At 64.6% G+C, this 23114-nt stretch carries 21 protein-coding genes; 3 read left to right on the forward strand and 18 right to left on the reverse strand.

Annotated elements, in window-relative coordinates; translation table 11 throughout:
- Window positions 1-35: 35 nt before the first annotated feature.
- From pnp to rimP, 9 genes are all read right to left on the reverse strand, one after another.
- On the reverse strand, window positions 36-2381 hold the full coding sequence (gene pnp / locus FHS50_RS01220) for a polyribonucleotide nucleotidyltransferase (RefSeq protein WP_183932529.1): 2346 nt from the start codon (window positions 2379-2381) through the stop codon (window positions 36-38).
- A 165-nt stretch (window positions 2382-2546) separates the two neighbouring features.
- Complete coding sequence (rpsO, locus tag FHS50_RS01225) at window positions 2547-2816, reverse strand: 30S ribosomal protein S15 (RefSeq protein ID WP_183932530.1); 270 nt, start codon at window positions 2814-2816, stop codon at window positions 2547-2549.
- 18 nt (window positions 2817-2834) lie between these two features.
- Window positions 2835-3737 (reverse strand): tRNA pseudouridine(55) synthase TruB, encoded by a 903-nt coding sequence (gene truB, locus FHS50_RS01230; protein WP_265568881.1) that lies wholly within the window; start codon window positions 3735-3737, stop codon window positions 2835-2837.
- Entirely contained in the window at window positions 3734-4357 is a 624-nt protein-coding gene (locus FHS50_RS01235; RefSeq protein WP_183932531.1) for a thymidine kinase, read from the reverse strand. The genes truB and FHS50_RS01235 overlap by 4 nt, the downstream gene beginning before the upstream one ends.
- 31 nt (window positions 4358-4388) lie before the next feature.
- Complete coding sequence (gene rbfA, locus FHS50_RS01240) at window positions 4389-4787, reverse strand: 30S ribosome-binding factor RbfA (RefSeq protein ID WP_183932532.1); 399 nt, start codon at window positions 4785-4787, stop codon at window positions 4389-4391.
- Window positions 4788-4790: 3 nt separating this feature from the next.
- A complete protein-coding gene (gene infB, locus FHS50_RS01245) occupies window positions 4791-7304 on the reverse strand; it encodes a translation initiation factor IF-2 (protein WP_183932533.1) in 2514 nt (837 codons plus the stop codon).
- 1 nt (window position 7305) lies between these two features.
- Window positions 7306-8013, reverse strand: coding sequence for a DUF448 domain-containing protein (locus FHS50_RS01250; RefSeq protein ID WP_183932534.1), 708 nt, complete (start codon window positions 8011-8013; stop codon window positions 7306-7308).
- Window positions 8000-9634 carry a transcription termination factor NusA gene (gene nusA, locus FHS50_RS01255; RefSeq protein WP_183932535.1) on the reverse strand — a complete coding sequence of 545 codons (1635 nt, stop codon included), beginning with the start codon at window positions 9632-9634 and terminating at the stop codon, window positions 8000-8002. Before nusA ends, FHS50_RS01250 begins: the two co-directional genes overlap by 14 nt.
- 4 nt (window positions 9635-9638) lie before the next feature.
- Window positions 9639-10163 carry a ribosome maturation protein RimP gene (gene rimP / locus FHS50_RS01260; protein ID WP_183933839.1) on the reverse strand — a complete coding sequence of 175 codons (525 nt, stop codon included), beginning with the start codon at window positions 10161-10163 and terminating at the stop codon, window positions 9639-9641.
- A 193-nt stretch (window positions 10164-10356) separates the two neighbouring features.
- Here rimP and FHS50_RS01265 point away from each other — a divergent pair, with 193 nt between their 5' ends.
- The gene (locus tag FHS50_RS01265; RefSeq protein ID WP_246332908.1) at window positions 10357-11526 is read left to right on the forward strand and encodes a PQQ-dependent sugar dehydrogenase; all 1170 of its coding nucleotides are present in this window, start codon (window positions 10357-10359) and stop codon (window positions 11524-11526) included.
- Between the two features lie 62 nt (window positions 11527-11588).
- Here the strand turns inward: FHS50_RS01265 and FHS50_RS01270 are convergent, their stop codons facing one another.
- The 3 genes from FHS50_RS01270 to trmB all read right to left on the reverse strand — a co-directional run bounded on the left by FHS50_RS01270 (window position 11589) and on the right by trmB (window position 14100).
- Window positions 11589-12257 (reverse strand): peroxiredoxin, encoded by a 669-nt coding sequence (locus tag FHS50_RS01270; RefSeq protein ID WP_183932536.1) that lies wholly within the window; start codon window positions 12255-12257, stop codon window positions 11589-11591.
- Between the two features lie 13 nt (window positions 12258-12270).
- A complete protein-coding gene (locus tag FHS50_RS01275; RefSeq protein WP_183932537.1) occupies window positions 12271-13311 on the reverse strand; it encodes a cysteine synthase A in 1041 nt (346 codons plus the stop codon).
- A gap of 84 nt (window positions 13312-13395) precedes the next feature.
- Complete coding sequence (gene trmB / locus FHS50_RS01280; protein ID WP_183932538.1) at window positions 13396-14100, reverse strand: tRNA (guanine(46)-N(7))-methyltransferase TrmB; 705 nt, start codon at window positions 14098-14100, stop codon at window positions 13396-13398.
- Window positions 14101-14209: 109 nt separating this feature from the next.
- On the opposite strand from trmB, the gene FHS50_RS01285 reads away from it, so the two are divergent.
- Window positions 14210-15382 carry a GGDEF domain-containing protein gene (locus FHS50_RS01285; protein WP_183932539.1) on the forward strand — a complete coding sequence of 391 codons (1173 nt, stop codon included), beginning with the start codon at window positions 14210-14212 and terminating at the stop codon, window positions 15380-15382.
- Between the two features lie 58 nt (window positions 15383-15440).
- A complete protein-coding gene (locus FHS50_RS01290) occupies window positions 15441-16586 on the forward strand; it encodes a GGDEF domain-containing protein (protein ID WP_183932540.1) in 1146 nt (381 codons plus the stop codon).
- Window positions 16587-16598: 12 nt separating this feature from the next.
- Here the strand turns inward: FHS50_RS01290 and metK are convergent, their stop codons facing one another.
- The 6 genes from metK to miaB form a co-directional block, all read right to left on the reverse strand.
- Window positions 16599-17813 carry a methionine adenosyltransferase gene (metK, locus tag FHS50_RS01295; protein ID WP_183932541.1) on the reverse strand — a complete coding sequence of 405 codons (1215 nt, stop codon included), beginning with the start codon at window positions 17811-17813 and terminating at the stop codon, window positions 16599-16601.
- Window positions 17814-17874: 61 nt separating this feature from the next.
- Window positions 17875-19407 carry an apolipoprotein N-acyltransferase gene (gene lnt, locus FHS50_RS01300; RefSeq protein WP_246332909.1) on the reverse strand — a complete coding sequence of 511 codons (1533 nt, stop codon included), beginning with the start codon at window positions 19405-19407 and terminating at the stop codon, window positions 17875-17877.
- Window positions 19404-20282: a hemolysin family protein gene (locus tag FHS50_RS01305; protein WP_183932543.1), complete on the reverse strand. Its 879-nt coding sequence runs from the start codon at window positions 20280-20282 to the stop codon at window positions 19404-19406. The genes lnt and FHS50_RS01305 overlap by 4 nt, the downstream gene beginning before the upstream one ends.
- The gene (gene ybeY, locus FHS50_RS01310; protein ID WP_183932544.1) at window positions 20282-20800 is read right to left on the reverse strand and encodes an rRNA maturation RNase YbeY; all 519 of its coding nucleotides are present in this window, start codon (window positions 20798-20800) and stop codon (window positions 20282-20284) included. The genes FHS50_RS01305 and ybeY overlap by 1 nt, the downstream gene beginning before the upstream one ends.
- Window positions 20797-21783, reverse strand: coding sequence for a PhoH family protein (locus FHS50_RS01315; RefSeq protein WP_183932545.1), 987 nt, complete (start codon window positions 21781-21783; stop codon window positions 20797-20799). Before FHS50_RS01315 ends, ybeY begins: the two co-directional genes overlap by 4 nt.
- Complete coding sequence (gene miaB / locus FHS50_RS01320) at window positions 21783-23108, reverse strand: tRNA (N6-isopentenyl adenosine(37)-C2)-methylthiotransferase MiaB (RefSeq protein ID WP_183932546.1); 1326 nt, start codon at window positions 23106-23108, stop codon at window positions 21783-21785. The genes FHS50_RS01315 and miaB overlap by 1 nt, the downstream gene beginning before the upstream one ends.
- Window positions 23109-23114 lie beyond the last annotated feature (6 nt).

Here is a 23114-nt window from a genome sequence, read left to right on the forward strand (position 1 = left end):
CCGGAGGCTTCGCTTGTTCAGGAATGACCCGACGATCAGTCGTCGTCGCGGCCTTCGGTCAGGAAGGCGGGAGCGAATTCGGGATCGCCGCCCTTGCCGCCTTCGTCCGAACCCTTGTCACGGCGCGGACCGCGACCACGGCCACCGCCATCACGACCACCGCCGTCACGACCGCCGCGGCCGCCACGGCCACGATCACCCCGTTCGCCACGGTCACCACGGTCACCACGGTCGCGGCGCGGGCCCTTCTCGCGGGGCGGGCGGGTGTCTTCCAGTTCCTCGCCGGTTTCCTGGTCGACCACGCGCATCGACAGGCGGACCTTGCCGCGCTGGTCGATCTCGAGCAGCTTGACCTTCACTTCCTGGCCTTCTTCGAGAACGTCGCTGACCTTTTCGACCCGCTCGTTCTTGATTTCCGACACATGGACGAGGCCGTCCTTGCCCGGCATGAAGGTCACGAAGGCGCCGAAATCGACGATATTGGCGACCTTGCCGGTGTAGATCGTGCCGACTTCGGGTTCGACCACGATGCCTTCGATCCACTTGCGTGCGGCTTCGATCTGCGAAAGGTCGGACGAGGAAATCTTGATGATCCCTTCATCGTCGATGTCGACCTTGGCACCGGTTTCGGCGACGATCTCGCGGATCACCTTGCCGCCCGTGCCGATCACGTCGCGGATCTTGTCCTTGGCGATCTGCATCGTCTCGATACGCGGCGCATGCTGCGACACTTCGCTGCGGCTGTGGTCGAGAGCCTTGGTCATCTCGCCGAGGATGTGCGCGCGGCCCTTCTTGGCCTGCTCGAGAGCGGTGCGCATGATTTCCTCGGTGATGCCCGCCACCTTGATGTCCATCTGGAGCGAGGTGATGCCCTCTTCGGTGCCGGCCACCTTGAAGTCCATGTCGCCGAGATGATCTTCATCACCTAGGATGTCGGACAGAACGGTGAAGTCCTTGCCTTCGAGGATGAGGCCCATGGCGATGCCCGAAACCGGACGCACGATGGGAACGCCGGCATCCATCATCGACAGACAGCCGCCGCACACGGTCGCCATCGACGAGGAGCCATTGCTCTCGGTGATGTCGGACAGGATGCGGATGGTGTAGGGGAAGTCCTCATGGCTCGGCAGCACCGGGTGCAGCGCGCGCCATGCCAGCTTGCCATGCCCCGTCTCGCGACGGCTGGTGAAGCCGAAGCGACCCACTTCGCCGACCGAATAGGGCGGGAAGTTATAGTGCAGCATGAAGTGGTTGTAGGACAGGCCCTCGAGGCCGTCGATCATCTGCTCGGCGTCCTTGGTGCCCAGCGTGGTGGTGCAGATCGCCTGCGTCTCGCCGCGGGTGAACAGCGCCGAACCATGGGTGCGGGGCAGAAGGCCGACCATCGCTTCGATCGGACGCACTTCGTCGGTCTTGCGGCCGTCGATGCGCTTGCCGTCCTTGAGGATTGCCTTGCGGACGATGTCGCTTTCCAGCTTCTTCACCAGCTTGAGCTTGCCGAGATATTCGGCGGGATCGGCATCCTCGATCGATTCGAAATGGTCGCGCGCCTTTTCGCGGGCCGCATTGATCGCGGCCTGGCGCTCGCCCTTGTCGGTGATCTGGTAGGCCTTGGCGAGATCATCGCCGATGAGGCCGCGCAGTTCCTCGAGCGTGCCCGACTTGTCTTCGACGACATCGAGTTCCCACGGATCCTTGGCGGCCTGTTCGGCCAGCTCGATGATCGCGTCGACGACCTTGCGGCTTGCTTCGTGCGCAAAATTCACCGCGCCGAGCATTTCTTCCTCGGTCAGTTCCTTGGCCTCGGATTCGACCATCATCACCGCATCGCGGGTGGCGGCGACCACGAGGTCGAGACGGCCTTCGTCGAAGATCGTCGAAAGGCTGGGATTGAGGACATATTCGCCATCGACATAACCGACGCGCGCGGCGCCGATCGGGCCCATGAAGGGAACGCCCGAGATGGTCAGCGCCGCCGAGGCCGCGATCATCGCGAGGATGTCGGGTTCGTTCTCGCCGTCATAGGACAGCACCTGGGCGATGACGTTGATTTCGTTGTAGAAACCTTCGGGGAACAGCGGACGGACCGGACGGTCGATCAGGCGGCTGACGAGGGTTTCCTTTTCGGTCGCGCGGCCTTCGCGCTTGAAAAAGCCGCCCGGAATGCGTCCGGCCGACGAGAATTTTTCCTGGTAGTGGACGGTGAGCGGGAAGAAGTCCTGCCCTTCCTTCACACTCTTCGCGGCGGTGACGGCGCACAGAACCACGGTTTCACCGAGGGTCGCGAGAACCGCGCCGTCGGCCTGGCGGGCAATACGCCCGGTTTCGAGCTTGAGCGTCTTGCCGCCCAGATCGATTTCTACAGTCTTGATATCAAACATATATTTTCCACCCGGGGGCCGGATGCCGCCGGGGCCTCTTTCGTTTGCGGGCTAGCCGGCCCGCGCGGTTCGGGGCGATTTCCTGCCCCCTTCTTTCCTTCGCGCCGGATTGCGCGAGGTCGGATAAGCAAAGGGCGCCCGGTAAGGCGCCCTTTTTGAATTCGGTTACTTGCGCAGACCCAGCTTCGCGATCAGGTCGCTATAGCGTTGGTGGTCCTTGCGCTTCAGATAATCGAGAAGGCTGCGGCGCTTGTTGACCATCATCAGGAGGCCGCGGCGCGAATGATTGTCCTTCGCATGGCCCTTGAAATGCTCGGTCAGCGTGTTGATGCGGTCGGTGAGGATCGCGATCTGGACTTCGGGCGAACCCGTGTCACCTTCACCGCGACCATGTTCCTTGACGATCTCGGCCTTGCGTTCAGTCGTAATCGACATCGTGTCATTCCTTTCAAATCAGATGTTGAACCCGCGCAAGACGGCAACTTCGCCATCTTCCACCGAAACCAGCGCGACCGGGCGTTGCCCTTCGATCGCGAGATGCTGGCCCGGCGGTGCGGGGTGCCCGGTCAGCCGCTGTCCATGACGGAGCAGGCTGGCTTCCTCGGGCGTGACGATGAGGGCCGGGATGTCGTCCAGCCCCGCTTCAAGCGGGAGTACCTCATCAATCAGTGCGCGCGACTTAGCGGCTTCTTCCAGAAAGTCCAGTGAAATCGCCTGTTTGAGCGAAAAGGGACCGGCGCGCGTCCGCCTCAACATGGTGACATGGCCGACGCTTCCAAGGGCGCGTGCGATGTCCCGTGCGAGAGAGCGGATATAGGTCCCTTTGGAGACCGTCGCAGACAAGGTGACTTCCTCCTCGCCCGCATCGCCGATGGTCAGCGAATGGATGATCACCGTCCGGCTGGCCAGATCGACCTGCTTGCCTTCGCGCGCCAGCGCATAGGCGCGCTTCCCCTCGACCTTGAGCGCGGAGAAAGCGGGCGGCACCTGCTCGATCGTCCCGGTGAAGCCCGGCAGCACGTCCTCGATCTCCTGCCGCGAAGGGCGCACGTCGCTGGTCGCCACCACTTCGCCCTCGGCATCGAGCGTATCGGTCTCGCTCCCGAAGCGGATAGTGAAATCATATTCCTTGGTGGCATCGAGCATCCGCCCCGCGAGCTTGGTCGCTTCGCCGAGCGCGATCGGCAGCACTCCGGACGCCAGCGGGTCGAGCGTCCCGCCATGCCCCACCTTGGGCTTGCGCGCGCCCATCTGGCGCGCGGCCCATTTGACCTTGCCGACACAGGCAGTCGAGCCGATCCCTACCGGCTTGTCGAGAATGATCCAGCCGTTGATCGGCGGCGCGGGCTCGCTCACGATGCGAGGGCGTCGGCCATGGGTTGGGCAAGCCGCGCCTCGGCATCGGCCAGCCGCTCGCGGAAATGGCGACGGCAAAGCGCGATATAGCGGTCATTGCCCCCGATTTCGGTCTGTTCGCCCGCCGCGACGGCGTGCCCATCCCCATCGACGCGCAGGTTCATCGTCGCCTTGCGCCCGCATTCGCACACGGCCTTCAGCTCGATAAGCGAATCCGCCAGCGCCAGCAGCGCCGCCGAACCCGGGAACAATTTGCCCTGGAAATCGGTGCGCAGCCCGTAGCACAGCACCGGGATATGCGCCTTGTCGGCAATGTCGGCGAGCTGGAGCACCTGCGCTTCGGAAAGGAATTGCGCTTCGTCGACCAGCACGCAATCGAGCGCCCGCTTGTCGCGCTCGGCAAGGATTGCGGCCTCGAGGTCGCATTGGTCATGATAGCGATGCGCCTCGGCTTCCAGCCCGATGCGCGACCCGATGCGTCCGGCCCCGACACGATCGTCGAGCGCGGCGGTCCAGAGCATGGTCTCCATTCCGCGCTCGCGATAGTTGAACGCCGCCTGCAACAGCGTGGTCGATTTGCCGGCATTCATCGCCGCATAATAGAAATAGAGCTTGGCCATCCCGCCACCCTAGCGGCGGGGGCGCGGGAGTCTATTCCTCTTCGTCCCGCTCCAAATCCTGCGCGACATGGGCCGAGCGCAAGAGCTGGTCGATATGGCTGCCTTCGTCGAAGCTCTCGTCGATGCGGAACTTCAGATCAGCGGCATATTTAGTGTTCACCCGCCGCGACACTTCGCCGCGCAGGTAACGCACATTGCGCTTGAGCGCGCTCAGCACCTCTTCCTCGTCCCCGCCGAGCAGCGGCTTGACGAAGACAGTGGCATGGCGAAGATCCGGCGACATCCGGACCTCGGTCACAGACACCATGTGCGAAGCGAGCGTCTCGTCATGCACGTCCCCGCGCGACAGGATCTCGCTCAGCGCGTGCCGCACTTGCTCGCCCACGCGCAAGACGCGCACCGAGGGGCCGTCCTGTTGCTTGCTGCGCATCGTCTATTCGATCGTCCGGGCTTTTTCTTCGACTTCGAAGACCTCGAGCATGTCGCCAGGCTTGATGTCGTTGGTGTCCTGAAGGACGACACCGCATTCGGTCCCGGCCTCGACTTCCTTCACATCGTCCTTGAAGCGGCGAAGCGAGTCGATCACCGTCTTGGAGACGATGACATCGTCGCGCGTGAGACGCGCATGGAAGCCCTTCTGGATGACGCCCTCGACGACGAGGAGACCCGCGGCCTTGTCCTTCTTGCCCGCCGGGAAGACCTGCTTCACTTCGGCGCGGCCACGGACATTCTCGATGATCTCCGGACCCAGTTCGCCCGCCATCGCTTCCTTCACCCAGTCGGTGAGGTGGTAGATGACGTCGTAATAGCGGAACTCGACCTGCTCGCGATTGGCGACTTCGCGCGCCTTGGCATTGGGACGCACGTTGAAGCCGATGATCGGCGCGCCGGTCGAAGCCGCCAGCGTCACGTCGCTCTCGGTGATCGCACCGACACCCGAATGGAGCACGCGAACCTCGATTTCCTCGGTGGAAATCTTGTTCACCGCGGCATTGATCGCCTCGGCGGTGCCTTGCACGTCGGCCTTGATGATCATCGGGAACTGGATCGTCTGCGCGCCCTTCTTGGCGAACATGTTCTCGAGGCTCATCGGAGCGGCCGTGGTGCGCTGCTCGTCGAGCTTGCGCTGGCGATAGTCGGCGACTTCGCGGGCGCGGGCCTCGTTCTCGACCACGGTGAAGGGGTCGCCCGCGCTCGGCAGGGCGGAAAGGCCCAGCACTTCGACGGGGAAGGAGGGGCCGGCTTCCTTGACGCGGCGGCCATGGTCGTCGACCAGCGCGCGCACCTTGCCTGCCGCCGGACCGGCCACGAAGGTGTCCCCGACCTTGAGCGTGCCGCGCTGGATCAGCACGGTCGCCACCGGGCCACGGCCCTTGTCGAGCTTCGCCTCGACCACGGTCGCATCGGCGGCGCGGTCGGGATTGGCCTTCAGTTCGAGCAATTCGGCCTGGAGGTTGATCGCCTCGAGCAGCTTGTCGATGTTGGTCTTCTTCTTGGCCGACACCTCGACGTCCTGCACGTCGCCGCTCATCGCTTCGACGATGACTTCATGCTGCAAAAGCTCCTCGCGGACCTTCTGCGGATTGGCGCCGTCCTTGTCGATCTTGTTGATCGCCACGATCATCGGGACATTGGCCGCCTTGGTGTGGTTGATCGCCTCGATCGTCTGCGGCTTGAGGCCGTCATCGGCCGCCACCACCAGGATGACGATGTCGGTGACATTGGCACCGCGCGCACGCATCTCGGTGAAGGCCTCATGGCCCGGCGTGTCGAGGAAGGTGATCGGATCGCCGCCCTTGGGGGTAACCTGGTAGGCGCCGATATGCTGGGTGATGCCGCCCGCTTCGCCCGCGGCGACATCGGCCCCGCGAATGGCGTCGAGCAGGCTGGTCTTGCCATGATCGACATGGCCCATGATGGTCACCACCGGCGGACGCGACTTCAGCGTGTCCTCGGGATCGACATCCTCGGAGGTGTCGATATCGACGTCGCTTTCCGAAACGCGCTGCACCTTGTGGCCGAATTCGTTGACGAGCAGTTCGGCGGTGTCCTGGTCGACGGTCTGGTTGACCGTCACCATCATGCCCATGTTGAACAGGCTCTTGACGAGATCGGCGGCCTTTTCGCCCATGCGCTTGGCCAGTTCGGCAACGGTGATGCTGTCGGGCACCACCACGTCGCGAACGGTCTTCTCGCGCGGGCCGCTATGCTGCTGCGAACGCTTTTCCTTCTCGCGCTTGCGCTTGAGGGCGGCGAGGCTGCGCGCACGGCCACCTTCGTCGCCGCGCAGCGCGCGATTGACGGTGAGCTTGCCCGAACGGCGGTCGGGGGCCGGACGGCCCTTGGTGCGGTCAGGCTTCTTGGGCGCGGCGGGCTTGGGCGCGCGCCGGTCGTCGGCAGTGCGCGGAGCGGCAGGCGAGGGGGCCGCAGCCGCCTTCTTCTGCTCTTCGGCCTCGCGGCGCGCTTCCTCGGCGGCGCGCTCGGCATCTTCCTTGGCCTTGCGCTCGGCTTCTTCCTCGGCGCGGCGATTGGCTTCGGCGCGCTCGGCTTCCTCGCGGCTCGCGCTGGCTTTCTTCTGTTCCTCGCGGCGGCGCGCTTCCTCGGCAAGGCGCAGGCGCTCTTCCTCGGCTTCGCGCTGCATCCGCTCGGTCTCGGCCTTGCGGCGCGCGATTTCCTCGGCTTCGGACAGCTTGCGCGCGGGCGCCTTCTTCTCGGGCGCGGGCTTCTTGGCGGGCGCGGCCTTTTCCTCGGGCGCAGCCTTGGCTTCTTCCTGCTTCTCGGCCTCGGGCTTGGCATCGCCGGGCTTCAGGATGCGCCGCTTCTTGACCTCGACCACGACGGTGTTCGAGCGCCCATGGCTGAAGCTTTGCTTCACCTTGCCGGTTTCGACCGTCCGCTTGATACCCAGCGGCGGACGCGTGCCCAGCTTCTTCTTATCGTCGCTCATACTATCCTTCGTTCCTACCATCGTGCATCGACGCATCGGGCGCGGCGGCACTGCCGCCGTCTAGCCCAGCATCGGGTTCAAGAAAAGATTGCCAGCGTTCGAGCGCCAGACGCACCCGTTCCGCTGCCTCGGCGTCAAGGAGCGCCACATGGACGACATTCTCCCGCCCCAATGCCCCTGACAAGGTGGTGCGATTTTCGGGAAAAACAAGCCCGCGATCCATGCCATGCGCCTCGCCGCCGCCGACCCGCCACGCGGCGTCGAGCTTCTTGCGGCCATCCTCGGCGGCATCGGCGGCATGGAGAAGAAGATGCGCCTTGCCGCTCCGGCAGGCGGTCTCGACCTTCTCGCCGCCATTGACCAGCGTGCCGCCCCGCGCCTCGAGGCCGAGCCGGTCGAGGGCGTTGCGCCGCAGCGCCGCCACGATCCGCTCGCCCAGATCCTCGGGGATCAGGACCTGCCCGGTCTTGTAGGCCCGCGACAATGCCGCCTTCAGCTTGCCGTCGGCGATCGCCGCCTCGAGCGCGGCCTTGCCGACGCCGACATAGGCACCCCGGCCCGGCGCCTTGGCGCGCACGTCGGGGGCCACTTGCCCATCGGGACCAAGCGCAAGCCTGACGAGCCGCTCCTTGGGAGCGACTTGCCGGGTCAGGACGCAGGTCCGGGTCGGACCTTCGCTATTCCCTAGTTGATGCTCATTGGTCCCCATCCGCGCCAGCGTCCTCCTCGGATGCGGCCGGGGCGGGAGCCTCGTCCTCGTCTTCGAACCAATGGGCACGAGCCGCCATGATGATCTCGTTGCCCTGCTCTTCGGTCAGGCCATATTCGCCCAGGACGCCGCCCTTTTCCTCGGCGCGGCCCTTGTCGGAGCGGCGGCGCGGTTCGACGCGCTTCTTCTGGATGAGTTCGTCGGTGGCGAGGTCGGCGACATCGTCGAGCGTCTTGAGGCCCGCTTCGCCCAGCGTCACCGCCATGGCTTCGGTCATGTGCGGCAGTTCGGCGACCGCATCCTCGACGCCCAGCTCGCGGCGCTTCTCGCGCGCGGCTTCCTCGCGCCGCTCGAGCGCTTCCTTGGCGCGGCTCTGCAGTTCCTCGGCGATTTCCTCGTCGAGACCCTCGATGGTCGAGATTTCGTCCTGCTCGACATAAGCGACTTCCTCGAGGCTCGTGAAACCCTCGGCGACCAGCAGCTGCGACAGCGTCTCGTCGACGTCGAGTTCGCCCTGGAACATCTCGGTCCGCTCGGTGAATTCCTTCTGCCGCTTTTCGCTGGCATCGGCTTCGGTGAGGATGTCGATCTGGCTGTCGGTCAGCTGGCTCGCGAGGCGCACGTTCTGGCCGCGACGGCCGATCGCCAGGCTCAGCTGGTCATCGGGAACCACGACCTCGATCCGGCCTTCTTCCTCGTCGATGAGCACGCGGCTCACCGTGGCGGGCTGCAGCGCGTTGACGACGAAGGTCGCAAGGTCCTCGGACCAGGGAATGATGTCGATCTTCTCGCCTTGCAATTCCTGCACGACGGCCTGCACGCGGCTGCCCTTCATGCCCACGCAGGCGCCGACCGGATCGATCGAGCTGTCGTAGGAGATGACGCCGATCTTGGCGCGGCTACCGGGATCGCGGGCAGCGGCCTTGATCTCGATGATGCCGTCGTAGATTTCGGGCACTTCCTGCGCGAACAGCTTGCGCATGAAATCGGGATGCGCGCGCGACAGGAAGATCTGCGGGCCGCGGGTTTCGCGGCTGACGCGCAGGATCAGCGAGCGAATGCGGTCGCCGACGCGCACCATTTCGCGGGGGATCTGCTGGTCGCGGCGGATGACGCCTTCGGCCCGGCCAAGGTCGACCACGACATGGCCGAACTCGACGCGCTTGACGACGCCGGTGATGACTTCGCCCGCGCGGTCCTTGAATTCCTCATACTGGCGCTCGCGCTCGGCGTCGCGGACCTTCTGGAAGATGACCTGCTTGGCGGCCTGCGCGGCGATGCGCCCGAATTCGATCGGGGGCAGGGGATCGACGATGAAGTCGCCGACCTTGGCGCCGTCCTGCAGCTTCTGCGCGCCCTTGACGTCGACCTGCTTGAAATGATCGTCGACCTGCTCGACCACTTCGAGGACCCGCCACAGGCGGAGATCGCCCGTTTCGGGGTCGAGCTTGGCGCGAATGTCGTTCTCGGCACCGTAACGGGCACGGGCGGCACGCTGGATCGCGTCTTCCATCGCCTCGATGACGATCGCCTTGTCGATCAGCTTCTCACGCGCAACGGCGTCGGCAATCGCCAGCAGTTCGGCCTTGTTGGCGGTAACCGCCGAAGGAGTGGTGGCCATGGTCTTACCCTTCTTCCTTGATCGTATCGGCGCCCTCGGTGGAGAGCGGCTGCGTTTCCTGGATTAACCGGTCGGTGAGGAGCAGCTTGGCATCCTCGATTTGCGAAAATGGCAGGCGATGGGACTTTTCCTGCTCGTCGGTAAGGAGCACGGTCTCGCCCTCCACCTCGTCGATCACGCCCTTGTACTTGCGCCGCCCGTCGAGCTTCTCGGTCAAGGTGATGCGCGCTTCATGCCCCGACCAATCGCTGAAATCGGCAAGCCGGGTGAGCGGGCGGTCGATGCCGGGCGACGAAACCTCGAGCCGGTAGGGCTCGGCAATCGGGTCGGCAGCTTCCAAAGGCTCATCGATCGCATGGCTGAGCGCGGTGCAATCCTCGATGGTGAGCTGCCGCGTGTCGGGCCGCTCGGCCATGATCTGCAAGGTCCGCTCTTCCGCGCCGCCGATCATCTTCACGCGCACCAGCTTGAACCCCATGTCCTCGACGATGGGGGCGATGATGGCAGTGATGGCGGCAATGTCGGCCAGTTGAGCGTTCCTCTTCATTATCCAAACCCCATCGGTGCCGGCCCCCGTCCCGGAACCGGCCTCAGCACCTTTACGATGTCGAGGAGTCGAGAGGGCATATAGTCCCGCACACCGATTGGCGCAAGGCGATATGACACTATCGCACCGCCGGTTCGTTGGGCCATGTGAATGACAGTGGAGGAAAGCGATGCGAATGATGCTGATGACGTCCCTCTTGGCACTGGCCGCCTGCACCGCCAGCGGCCCCAAGGCAGCGGCCGACAATGAAGCGAGCGCCACCGACAGCGAAGCCGCAGGCAAGCCCTTCAGGGTCGAGGAAGTGACCGACTTCGACGAACCCTGGGCCGCCGAATTCATGCCGGGCACCAGCATGCTGTTCGTCACCGAAAAAGGCGGGGCGATCAAATGGATCGATGTCGCCACGGGCCGCACGGGAAGCGTCGAAAGCGGCATTCCCACGGTCGATTATGGCGGGCAGGGCGGCCTTGGCGACATCGCCTTCGCTCCCGACTGGCCGGACGGCGCGACCAGCGGCGGCACGCTTTACCTCAGCTTCGCCGAAGCAGGCGACGGCGACACGCGCGGCGCGGCGCTGGGGCGCGGCACGCTCGTCTGCGAACAGGCCGACAGCTGCCGCCTCGAAGGCTTCGAAGTCATCTGGCGGCAGGACAAGGTCACGGGCCGCGGCCATTATTCGCACCGCATCGCTTTCTCGCCCGACGGCAATCATCTCTTCCTCACTTCGGGCGACCGGCAGAAATTGGATCCCGCGCAGGACATGTCGGTCAATCTGGGCAAGGTGCTTCGCCTGACGCTCGACGGCCAGCCCGCTCCGGGCAATCCCTGGGCCGACCGCGGCGGGCGCGCCGCGGAGTTCTGGAGCATCGGCCATCGCAACCTTCTCGGCCTCGATTTCGCGCCCGACGGCCGCCTCTGGCAGATCGAGATGGGCCCGCGCCACGGCGATGAACTCAACCTCATCGAACCTAGAAAGAACTATGGCTGGCCGATCGTGTCGGAAGGCGATCATTATGACGGCCGCTCGATCCCCGACCATGATACCCGTCCCGAATTCGAAGCGCCCAAACAATATTGGGTGCCCGCGATCAGCCCGGCGAGCCTGCTCATCTATTCGGGCGATCTCTTCGCAGAGTGGAAAGCTGATGCGATCGTGCCCGGCCTGTCGGGCCAGTCGCTCAGTCATGTCGACATCGAAGGCGACCGTGTCGTCGGCCACACCGACTATGATATGGGCGCGCGCATCCGCGAGGTCGTCCAGGGCCCCGATGGCGCGATCTACCTCCTCGAGGACGAGCGCGGCGATTCCGACGGCACGCTCCTCAAGCTCACGCCCGCCCGCTGATACGAAAAAGGCGGCGCCGGACCTTCCGACGCCGCCTTCAACTCTTTCCTCGAAAGCGAAAATCAGTTCGCTGTCTCGGGCTGCGGAATGACCCGCAGATAGGGCTTCTTGGTGTCCCAGCCGCCCGGATATTTGGCCTTGGCTTCCTCGTCCGAAACGCTCGGCGGGATGATGCAGTCATCGCCCTGCTGCCAGTTGACCGGCGTCGCAACGCCCTGGTTCTCGGTCAGCTGGACGCTGTCGAGAAGGCGAAGCACCTCGTCGAAATTGCGCCCCGTGCTCATCGGGTAGAGCAGCATGGCGCGGATCTTCTTGTCGGGCCCGATGATATAGACGGTGCGCACGGTGGCATTGTTCGCCGCGGTGCGGCCTTCCGCCGTTCCCGACTCGTCGGCGGGCAGCATGTTGTAGAGCTTGGCGACATTGAGGTCGCTGTCGCCGATCACCGGATAATCGACCTTGTTGCCCGACACTTCTTCGATATCGGGCAGCCAGTCGGCATTGTCCTTGGTGCTATCGACCGACAGGCCGATGATCTTGGTGTTGCGCTTGGCGAACTCGTCCTTCAGCCCCGCCATATAGCCAAGTTCGGTGGTGCACACCGGCGTAAAGGCCTTGGGGTGCGAGAAAAGGATGGCCCAGCCATCGCCGATCCACTCGTGGAAATTGATCTTTCCCTGCGTCGTGTCGGCGGTGAAATCAGGGGCGGTCGATCCGATCGATAAGGTCATGTCTGTCCTCTTTTCATTCAGTGGGAAGATAGGGAATGGAAATCTCGCTTTCGCGCAGCAGGAAGTCGGGAACCTCCAGGCCTTTCTCGCGAAGGAATTGGGGGTTGAAGAGCCGCGACTGGTAGCGCGTGCCGGGATCGCAGAGCATCGTGACGATGACATGGCCCGGACCCATCTCGCGCGCCATGCGGATCGCGCCCGCGACATTGATGCCCGAGGACAGGCCGAGGTTCAGCCCTTCTTCCTCGAGCAGCCGGAAATTGACGTCGAGCGCTTCCTGGTCGGGAATGCGATAGGCAAGGTCCACCTCGAGCCCTTCGAGATTGCCCGTGATGCGCCCCTGGCCGATGCCTTCGCTGATCGAATTGCCTTCGGAAGCGAGTTCGCCGCTCGTGTAATAGCTGTAGAGCGCCGCGCCATAGGGGTCGGCGATGCCGATCATCACCTTGTCGCTGCGCGATCGCAGCGCTTCGGCGGTCCCTGCCAGCGTGCCGCCGGTGCCGACCGCGCAGATGAAGCCGTCGACCTTGCCCCCGGTCTGCTCGAAAATCTCGGGACCGGTGGTTTCGACATGGGCGCGCCGGTTCGAACGATTGTCGAACTGGTCGGCGAACAGCGCGCCGCCCGGACGGGTCTGCGCCAGTTCCGCGGCGATCCGCCCCGCGATCTTCACATAATTGTTGGGATTCTTGAACGGCACCGCGGGCACTTCGACCAGCTGCGCGCCAAGGTTGCGGAGCGTGTCCTTCTTTTCCTGCGTCTGCGTCTCGGGAATGACGATCACCGTTTCCATCCCCAGGGCATTGCCCACCATCGTCAGGCCGATGCCGGTATTGCCCGCCGTGCCATCGACGATCGTGCCGCCACGCTCGAGCTTGCCTTCGGCGATCGCGTCCATGACCAGATATTTGGCCGCCCGGTCCTTCACCGACTGGCCCGGGTTCATGAATTCGGCTTTGCCCAGGATGGTGCAGCCGGTTTCCTCCGAGGCCCGCTTGAGCTTGATGAGCGGCGTATTGCCGATCGCTTCGAGAACGTCGTCGCAAATGGTCATGGGGGAGCAAATAGTGGCTGTCCGGCCCCTCCGGAAGGGGCGGCCGGCGATTAATTCGCACCTCTCGCCGCGCGGGCAGGGCCGCTAGCGCCGCCGATAGCGAAGATAATAGGGCCGCCGTCCCTCGCGCCGGGCCTTGGCGGCATAGCGCGTGTCGATCCACCCGCCGGGCTTTTCAAGGAAGCCATCGGGTCCCTCGATCAGCCATTCGAAATGGTCGCGATGGCGCTCGCGCTGCATCACCATCAGCGCCCATTCGAGATAGACCGGATGATCAGTCGCCATGCGGAATTCGCCCCCGGGCTTGAGCTTGGCCGCGATCAGGTCGAGCGGCCCGTCATTCATCATCCGCCGCTTGGCATGGCGATTCTTGGGCCAGGGGTCGGGGTGGAGCAGATAGACGAAGCTCAAGGCACCGTCGGGCACCCGTTTGAGTACGCCCAGCGCATCGCCCATATGCAACCGCACATTGGCAAGCAGCCCCTTGCGGATATGGGTCAGCGCCTGCGCGGTGCCATTGAGGAAAGGTTCGCACCCGATAAAACCATGATCGGGAAGCAAGTCGGCGCGATAGGCGAGGTGCTCGCCCCCGCCGAAACCGATCTCGAAATGTAGCGGCCGATCCTCGCCGAACAGTCGCTCGGCGCTGATCTCGCCTTCCTCGGGAACGCTGATCTGGGGCAGCAGATGGTCGACCAGTTCCTGCTGGGCCTTGCGCAGCCGGTGTCCGCTCGAACGGCCATAAAGGCGGTTCAAGGTCGTGGGGTCGCCCTGTTTCTGCTGGTTCATGGCAGCGTCGCATAAAAGTCGCACTCGCACACTGCAAGCATCTCCTCATTGCTCGCCCCCCCAATTTGGCTATTAATATAGGTTAGGGGGTTCAGAGTTAATGTAGTCTATGGAACAGGTTGCAGCCTTTTTCTTCCTGGTGCCGATGATGTTCGTCCTGTTCGGGGCGGCATTGGCAGCGGTTGCCATGGCGGACCGCGAACTGGTCGCGGCGCGCTGGGGCGCGGCGGCCTTCTTCGTGGCGGCGCTCGGGGTGACGGGCGATGCCCTGCGCTCGCCCGACGACACGCTTCTTCGCTACATCATCCTCGTTTCGCACTTCCTAGTGCTGGTGCTGATGCTCAAGGCCTTCGTCGAACGTCATGGCGCAGGGCTGCCCCGTCTTTCGATCGCGGTCGCCCTCGGTGGAGCGGTCATCTACGCGCCGTTCAGTCCGCTCGATCAATGGCCCGAACTGCGCGTCGTGATGGTCCAGGTCATCGCGAGCGGCATCCTCCTGCCGTTCCTCGCGCAATCGGTACAATGGGCGCGCTCCTCGACCATCGACCGGATGATCTATTTCGCGGTCGCCTTTTCCTTCCTTTCCTATCTCGTCCGCGCGGGCCTCTACGCGGGCGAACCTTCGGCAGCCGACGAATATACCCCGCTCTTCCAGAATATTTACGACATCATCTTCCACATCACGACCGCGGTGATCGGTTTTTCGGTGGGAATCGTGCTCCTCGTCGCGGTGGGCGTCGATGCACTGATGCGCGAAGCTCGCGAAAGCGAGACCGATGCGCTCACCGGCATCGGAAACCGCCGCGCGCTCACCAGCGCGATCGAAGCCGACGAACGGGGCGAATGGCGCTGCGGCGCGGTGATCGCGCTCGACCTCGACCGCTTCAAGGAAGTCAACGACCGTTTCGGCCATGCCGCGGGCGATACCTTACTGATCGAGGTCGCGCAGACCCTCGACAGCGTGCTCGGCCGCTTCGGTCGCCTGTGCCGCATCGGCGGCGAGGAATTCATCCTGCTCGTCGATGAAGCCCATGCCGACGCTACCGAGGCGCTCTCGACCACCGCGGGCAAGGCCATCGCCTCAATCAGCCTCGGTGGCCCGCTCGAAGGAACGGCGACGACGGCCTGCGTGGGTTTCCAGCGGCGCGACGAAGGCAACAGCATCGCCGAAACAATGAATGCCGCCGACCGGGCAGTCTATCGCGGCAAGTCCGACGGGCGGAACAAGGTCGTGGCGGCGGTCGGCAATGCCGCCACTCTCGAATTGAAAGCGGTACAGTAATGCCAAGTGATGCGTATCCGGGCGCCCCGTCGGGCGCCCCCGTCAATATGATCGCGTCATGACGACGATGGTCGTCTTCCTGACGATGCCGGCGACATTCCTCGCCTTCGCGATCGCACTCGCCATCGTCGCCTTCACCGAACGGTCGATCCGGGCAACGCGCTGGGCATCGGCAGGCTTTCTCTTCGCTTCGGTCGCGATGGTTTCCGACATGCTGCGCGCGGTGGACAATGTCCCGCTCGGCTATTTCGCCATCCTCTGCCATTTCACCAGCCTGTCCTGCATGCTGCAGGCCTTCGCGGTGCGTCACGGCCGCAACCTCTCGCTCGCCGTGCCCCTGGTCGCCGGAATGGCAGCGCTGATCCTGCTGCCCGGCTCGCCCTGGACGCCTTCCTTCTCCTATCGCCCGGTGGTGGTGCATCTCGCGGGCTTCACCATCATCTGGCTGGCGCTCCGCACGCTCTGGCCCAGCCGCGTGAAAAGCAGGATCGACCGCGCCATCTATTTCACCGTCTTCGCTTCGGCGGCGGTCTATTTTCTCCGCGCGATCCTGCCGATCGTCGATCCGATCACGCTCGCCAGCCTCAGCAACCGCCTGATCGACGACGAATATGTCGTGCTCTCGCACGTCAGCAGCGCGGTACTTGGCCTCGCCGCCGCAATCCTCCTCCTGCTCGCGGTCGGCAAGGATCTGATCAGCTCCAAGGCAATCGAATCGCGCACCGACCAACTGACGGGCGTGGGCAACCGGCGGGCGATGGAACTGGCGATGGAATTTTCGGCGCGCGGCAAGAAACCGGTAGGCGGAGTGATCGCCATCGACCTCGACCATTTCAAACAGGTCAACGACCGCTACGGCCATGCCTGCGGAGACCTTCTGCTCAGCGCGGTGGGCAAGTGCCTCTCGCGCGAATTTCGCGATCATGCCACCGTGTGCCGAGTGGGCGGGGAGGAATTCCTGCTGCTGGTCGACCGGGAACATGCGGGCAATCTCGCGCTGATGAGCGAGCGCGCACGCCTCGCGATCCGCTCGATCCGCCTGCCTGCTCCGCTCGACGACTATCAGCCCACCGCGAGTGTGGGCTTCCGCGAGCATGATCCCGATGACGATCTGGAAATCACCATGCGCGCCGCCGACCGCGCGGTCTATCGCGCCAAGGCGGCCGGTCGCGACCGGGTGCTTGCTGCACCCGCCGACGCCTGACCGCAAAAGCCCTTAGCCTTCGAGCGCTTCGCGCAGATCCTCGACAAGGTCGGTCTTTTCCCAGGGGAAATGATCGCCTTCGGCTTCGCGCCCGAAATGGCCATAGGCCGCGCTTTTCTCGTAGATCGGGCGATTGAGGTTGAGCACGGTGCGGATCGCGCGCGGCGTCAGCCCGCCCAGCCGCTCGATCGAGAAGATCGCGGCCTCGATGGCATCGTCGGGCACCGTCCCGCTGCCATGCGTATCCACATAGAGCGAGAGGGGCTGCGATACGCCGATGGCGTAGGCCAACTGGATGGTGCAGCGCTTGGCCAGCCCCGCCGCGACGATATTCTTGGCAAGATAGCGCGCGATATAGGCCGCCGAACGGTCGACCTTGGTCGGGTCCTTGCCCGAAAAGGCCCCGCCACCATGGGGCGCCGCGCCGCCATAGGTGTCGACGATGATCTTGCGTCCGGTGATGCCGGCATCGCCGTCCGGCCCGCCGATCACGAAGGTGCCGGTGGGATTGATGTGGAACACGGTCTTTTCGGTCAGCATCCCCTCGGGCAGCACCTTGGCGACCACCGACTTCACATAGCTATGCAGTTCGTCGCGCTTCTCGCCTTCGTCATAGCCAGGCGCATGCTGGGTGGAGACCACCACCGCGGTCGCTTCCACGGGGCGTCCGTCCTCGAAGCGCAGGGTCACCTGGCTCTTGGCATCGGGCTCGAGGAAAGGCGCGTTACCGTCATGGCGGTCATCGGCCATCGCCTGGAGGATCTTGTGGCTGTAATCGATCGCCGCGGGCATGAGGTCTGGCGTCTCGTCGCAGGCAAATCCGAACATGATGCCCTGGTCGCCCGCGCCTTCGTCCTTGTTGCCGCTCGCATCGACGCCCTGCGCGATATGCGCCGACTGGGGATGGAGATGGTTGGCGAAATCGAGCGTCTGCCAGTGAAAGCCATCCTGCTCGTAGCCGATCCGCTTGACGGTGGCACGCACCGCCGCCTCGATTTCCTCGCGCACCCCCTCGGCCCAATTGCCGTCGCGGTCCATGATGCCATTGCCGCGGATTTCCCCGGCCAGCACGACTTTTTGCGTGGTCACCAGCGTTTCACAGGCAACGCGCGCTTCGGGATCCTTGGACAGGAAGAGGTCGACGATCGCGTCGCTGATCTGGTCGGCAACCTTGTCGGGATGGCCCTCGGAAACGCTTTCCGAAGTGAAAAGATAGGATTTGCGCATGGCGTTGGATCGAACCTTTGCGGATGTCGGATGCCCCGACCGGGGCGTTCGGAAAAAGGGTCTAACGGGGCCGCCGCCCGAGGGCAACGCCTAGACCGCACAGAATGAGCGCGAGGGCAAGCGAGAGAAGGTTGCCGAACCGCGAAAAGAGCGTCGGCGCCCGCATCGCGGGCAGGTTGGCGTCGATCACGCCTTGCTCGCGCCATCCGAGGCTGTCGAGCAGCCGGCCATCGGCATCGATCACCGCGCTGATGCCGGTCGGCGTCGCGCGCACCAGCGGCAGGCCTTCCTCGGCGGCACGAAGCCGCGCCTGCGCGAGATGCTGCGGCGGGCCGAAGCGGCCGAACCAGGCATCGTTCGACGGGTTGAAGATGAAGCGCGGCCGCTCACCGGGATCGACCACGGCGCCCGGAAAGATGATCTCGTAGCAGACCTGCATCCCGACCGGCCCCACGCCCTTGACCTCGAGATTGCGCGGCCCCGGCCCCGCCGAGAAATCGAACGCTCCGGGCGCGAGCCGCGACAGCCCCAGCGGCTCGAGAATCGACCGCATCGGCAGATATTCGCCATAGGGAACGAGATGCGCCTTGTCATAGCGCCCGCTCACCTTCCCGCCGGGTTCGATCACGAACACGCTGTTGGTCGCTCCGCCCACGCTTATCCCGTCGGGCGACTGCACCGCCAGCCCACCGGTGATGAGGATATCGTCCTCGTCGAGCGCCCGCGCGGCCCGCGACCGTTCATAGGCCGTCGCTCCCGCCGCGAAACGCCGCTCGTCGGTCAAGGGATCGACCACCGCCGCTTCGGGCCAGAGAATGAGGCGCGGCCCCTCGTCGCGGCCCGCATTGGACAAGGCCAGCAGCCGTTCCGCCGCCACCGCATCGAAGCCGGGACGCCATTTGTCGGCCTGGTCGATATTGGGCTGCACCACCGTCATCGGCACGGTGGGCGAGGGGAGGGCCTTACTCGGCGGCAACAGGAGCAGCACGCCCGCGAGAGCCACGCCCAGGAAGGCCGGCAGAAATTCCCGCTTGATCGAGAGATAGACGATCCCGCCCAGCACTACCGCGAGCGCGCTCAGGCCATAGGTCCCGATCCAGGCGCTCGCCATCCGCCAGGGCGTCTCGACCAGCGCCACCCCCATCGGGTTCCAGGCAAAACCGGTGAACATGAAGCCGCGCAGCATCTCGCCGATCGCCCAGCTTCCCGCCAGCGCCGCCACCAGCGCGAAGGGCCGTTCGCGCCCGATCGAGCGCGCCGCCAGCGCCGCCAGCGCCGGATAGACCGCAAGGTAGAGCGAGAGGAGCAGCACCCCGACCCAGCCCAGCCCGGCCGGCATCGCATCCTGATAGGTAAAGGCTGTCGCGATCCAGTTGAGGCCGAGCAGGAACTGTCCCAGCCCGAACCACCAGCCAAGGATCATCGCGCGCTTCCACCCCGAAGCCCGCTCGATCCCGAGCAAGAGGATCACGAAGGCCAGCGGCCCCAGCGGCCACAGGCCGATGGGAGCGAAGGCAGTGGCCGAAACGATCCCGGCAACGAATGCCGTCAGCCAGCCCTTCCTGCCGTCAAGCCACGCGTCCAACCGGTTCAATCCGCGTCGCTTTCCATCACGACTTCGGGGGCGTGGAGCCGCAGGCGGGTCATCCGCTTGGGCTCGGCTTCGAGGCATTCGAGCGTCCAGCCCGACGGGTGGCAGACGCTTTCGCCCGGCGCGAGGATTCGCTCGGCAAGCAGGAAGGCCAGTCCGCCGATGGTATCGACATCATCCTCTTCCCAGGCCAGCTCGGGGCTGACCTTGGCGATGATCTCGTCCATCTCGATCCGCGCATCGGCATCCCACATGCCGTCGGTAAGCATGATCAGCTGCGGCTCGTCGCTTTCGTCATGCTCGTCCTCGATTTCGCCGACGATTTCCTCGACCACGTCCTCGATGGTGACCACGCCCTCGGTGCCGCCGAATTCATCGACCACGATGGCAAGATGAACCCGCTCCGAGCGCATCCGCCCCAGAATGTCGATCACCCCCATCGATTCGGGAATGAAGAGCGGCGAGCGCATCAGCGCGCCGATGTCATGGGGAAGGTCGTTCACCTTGGCGTGAAACAGGTCTTTGATATGGATCATGCCCACGATATCGTCGAGGCCCTCGCCGGTCACCGGAAGGCGGCTGTGCTCGGCCTCGGCAAAGGCCTCGACCAGCGCGTCGAAATCCATGTCGCGCGACACCGCGATGATCTCGCCGCGCGGGACGCAGATATCGCCCGCGGTGCGGTCCCCGAAATGGAGAAGGTTGCGCAGCATCTGCCGCTCGTGCGGGCTGAGGTCGCCCACGCGCGCGGGCTCGGCATCGGCCTCGTCGATCGCTTCCTCGATCTGATCACGCAGCGAGGGCTCGGCATCGTCGCCGAAGAAAAGGGCGCGCATCCCGCGCCACAATCGCGATCCTTCCTCGGGGCGGCTGGCCATCAGTGCGCCTCCGCCGTCAGCGTATAGGGATTGGCAATATCGAGCCGCTCGAGCGCCTTCACTTCACGCGCTTCCATGTCGGCGGCCTCCTCCTCGTCCATATGGTCATGGCCCATGAGGTGCAGCATTCCATGGACCATCAAATGGGTCGCATGCTCGGTAAAGGTCACGCCCTTCTCGGCGGCCTCGCGTTTGCAGGTCTCGAAAGCCAGGATCATGTCTCCAAGGAGCAGCATCGGCCCTTCGTCTGCCGCGTCGGCCAATTGCTCGCGGTCGATCATCGGAAAGCTCAATACGTTGGTGGGGCGGTCCTTGTTCCGCCATTGCGCGTTCAAGGCGCGCACTTCCTCGTCGCTCGACAGGCGGATCGACAATTCGACTTCGCGCGGGGAAGTGATGATCGCTTCATATTCGCTCTCGCGAAGCGCGGCGACGACCGCGCGTCGGGCGATATCGGCCCAGGGGCCGCCGCTAGAGTCCCATTCCGGGTCGGTGTCGAGCGCCAGTTCGATGGTCATGGCTTGCCTTCATAGGCTTCGACGATGCGTCCGACCAGCGGGTGCCGCACGACATCGGCGGCGGTGAAGCGCACCGTGGCGATGCCATCGACATTCTCCAGCTTGCCGACCGCATCGGCCAGTCCCGACATGCCGGGCTCGGGAAGGTCGACCTGCTTGGGGTCGCCGCAGATGACCATGCGGCTGCGCATCCCGAAACGGGTGAGGAACATCTTCATCTGCGCGGGCGTGGTGTTCTGCGCTTCGTCGAGGATGATGAAGGCATCATTGAGGGTGCGTCCGCGCATGAAGGCGATGGGCGCGATCTCGATTTCGCCGCTGGCAATGCGCCGCTCGACCTGTTCGGCGGGCAGCATGTCGTAGAGCGCGTCGTAAAGCGGCCTGAGATAGGGATCGACCTTTTCCTTCATGTCGCCCGGCAGGAAGCCCAGCCGCTCGCCCGCCTCGACCGCGGGACGCGACAGGATGAGCCGCTCGACGCTTCCGGTGATCAGCTGGCTCACCGCCTGCGCGACCGCCAGATAGGTCTTGCCCGTCCCGGCCGGACCCAATGCGAAGATCATGTCCTTCTTCGCCAGCGCCTTCATATAGGTCGTCTGGGTCGCCGAACGGGGGACGATCGTCTTCTTGCGGGTGCGGATCATCACCTTGGGCGGATCGGCGACTTCCTCGCCGACGATGCCGTCCAGTTGCGGCTGGTTGGCCATGCCGATCACCGCCTCGACGGTCTCGGCATCGACATCCTGTCCCTGGTCGAGCCGCTTGTAGAGGCCGATGAGCACTTCGCGCGCCCGCGCGGTGTCATCGGGATCGCCCTGGATGAGAACGCGGTTGCCCCGCGCCGATACCTTCACGCGAAGACGGTCCTCGATGATCACGAGGTGGCGGTCGAATTCGCCGAACAAAGGTCCAAGAAGATAGGGCTGGTCGAATTCCAGCTCCAGCCGGGCGCGATCCTCGATCGTCGCTTCGCGTTTTGCCATCAGGCGTCCACCATCTCTCTCAAGCGGCCGCCCAGGCTGTTGGGAAGGGCCTGTTCGATCGTCACCTCGACCATGTCCCCGATCGCGGCATCGCTTTCGACGAAGACCGACTGGAGCCAGGGCGACTTGCCGATCATCTGGCCGGGCTTCTTGCCCCGCCGATCGATGAGGATGGGGAATATCTGGCCGATCTTTGACCGGTTGAAGGCGAGGCTATGTTCGGCAAGACGCGCCTGCAGGCGCTGGAGCCGTTCATCCATGACGTGGGTCGAGACCTGGTCCTCCATTTCAGCCGCCGGAGTGCCCGGGCGCGGCGAATATTTGAACGAATAGGCCGAAGCGTAACCGACCGCATCGACGATGGCGAGCGTTTCTTCGAACTCGGCATCGGTTTCGCCGGGAAAGCCGACGATGAAATCGCCCGAAATGGCAAGGTCGGGACGCGCCGCGCGGAACCGCTCGATGAGCTTCAGATAGCTTTCGGCGGTGTGATGGCGGTTCATCGCCTTGAGGATGCGGTCGCTGCCTGCCTGCACCGGAAGATGCAGATAGGGCATCAATTTCTCGACCTCGCCATGCGCGGCAATGAGACCCTCGTCCATGTCGGCGGGATGCGAGGTGGTGTAGCGGATCCGCTCGAGACCATCGATCCTGGCAAGACGGCGGATCAGCAGTTCGAGGCCGCCCTCGCGGCCCTTCTCGTCCTCGCCGCGCCATGCCGAGACATTCTGCCCCAGAAGCGTGATTTCGCGTGCGCCCCGCTCGGTCAGCGACTGGGCCTCGGCGACGATATCGCTCCAGGGGCGGCTGATCTCGGCGCCCCGCGTATAGGGAACGACGCAATAGGTGCAGAATTTGTCGCAGCCCTCGGCGACCGTGAGGAAAGCCGACGGCCCCACGCGGGTGCGCGCGGGCATGGCATCGAACTTGGAAATGGCGGGCATGTCGGTATCGACCGGGCGCTTGCCCGAGGCGGCTTCGCCGACCAGTTCGGGCAGGCGATGATAGGCCTGCGGCCCGACCACGATGTCGATTGCCTTGCTGCGCTGCTGGGCGACCTCGCCCTCGGCCTGCGCCACGCATCCGGCCAGCGCGACCATCGGCCGGCTGCCATCCTCGCGCTTGAGGCGGCCGATATCCGAATAGGCCTTTTCGGCGGCCTTTTCGCGGATATGGCAGGTGTTGAGGACGACAAGGTCCGCATCCTCGCCATCGGCGGCCTGCTTCATGCCCTTGGCAGCCAGGAGCTCGGCCATCCGCTCGCCGTCATAGACGTTCATCTGGCAGCCGAAGCTCTTGATTCGAAAGTTCTTGGGGTCGGTCATGGGGCG

Source organism: Sphingomicrobium lutaoense (genome assembly GCF_014195685.1).
Lineage (GTDB): Bacteria > Pseudomonadota > Alphaproteobacteria > Sphingomonadales > Sphingomonadaceae > Sphingomicrobium > Sphingomicrobium lutaoense.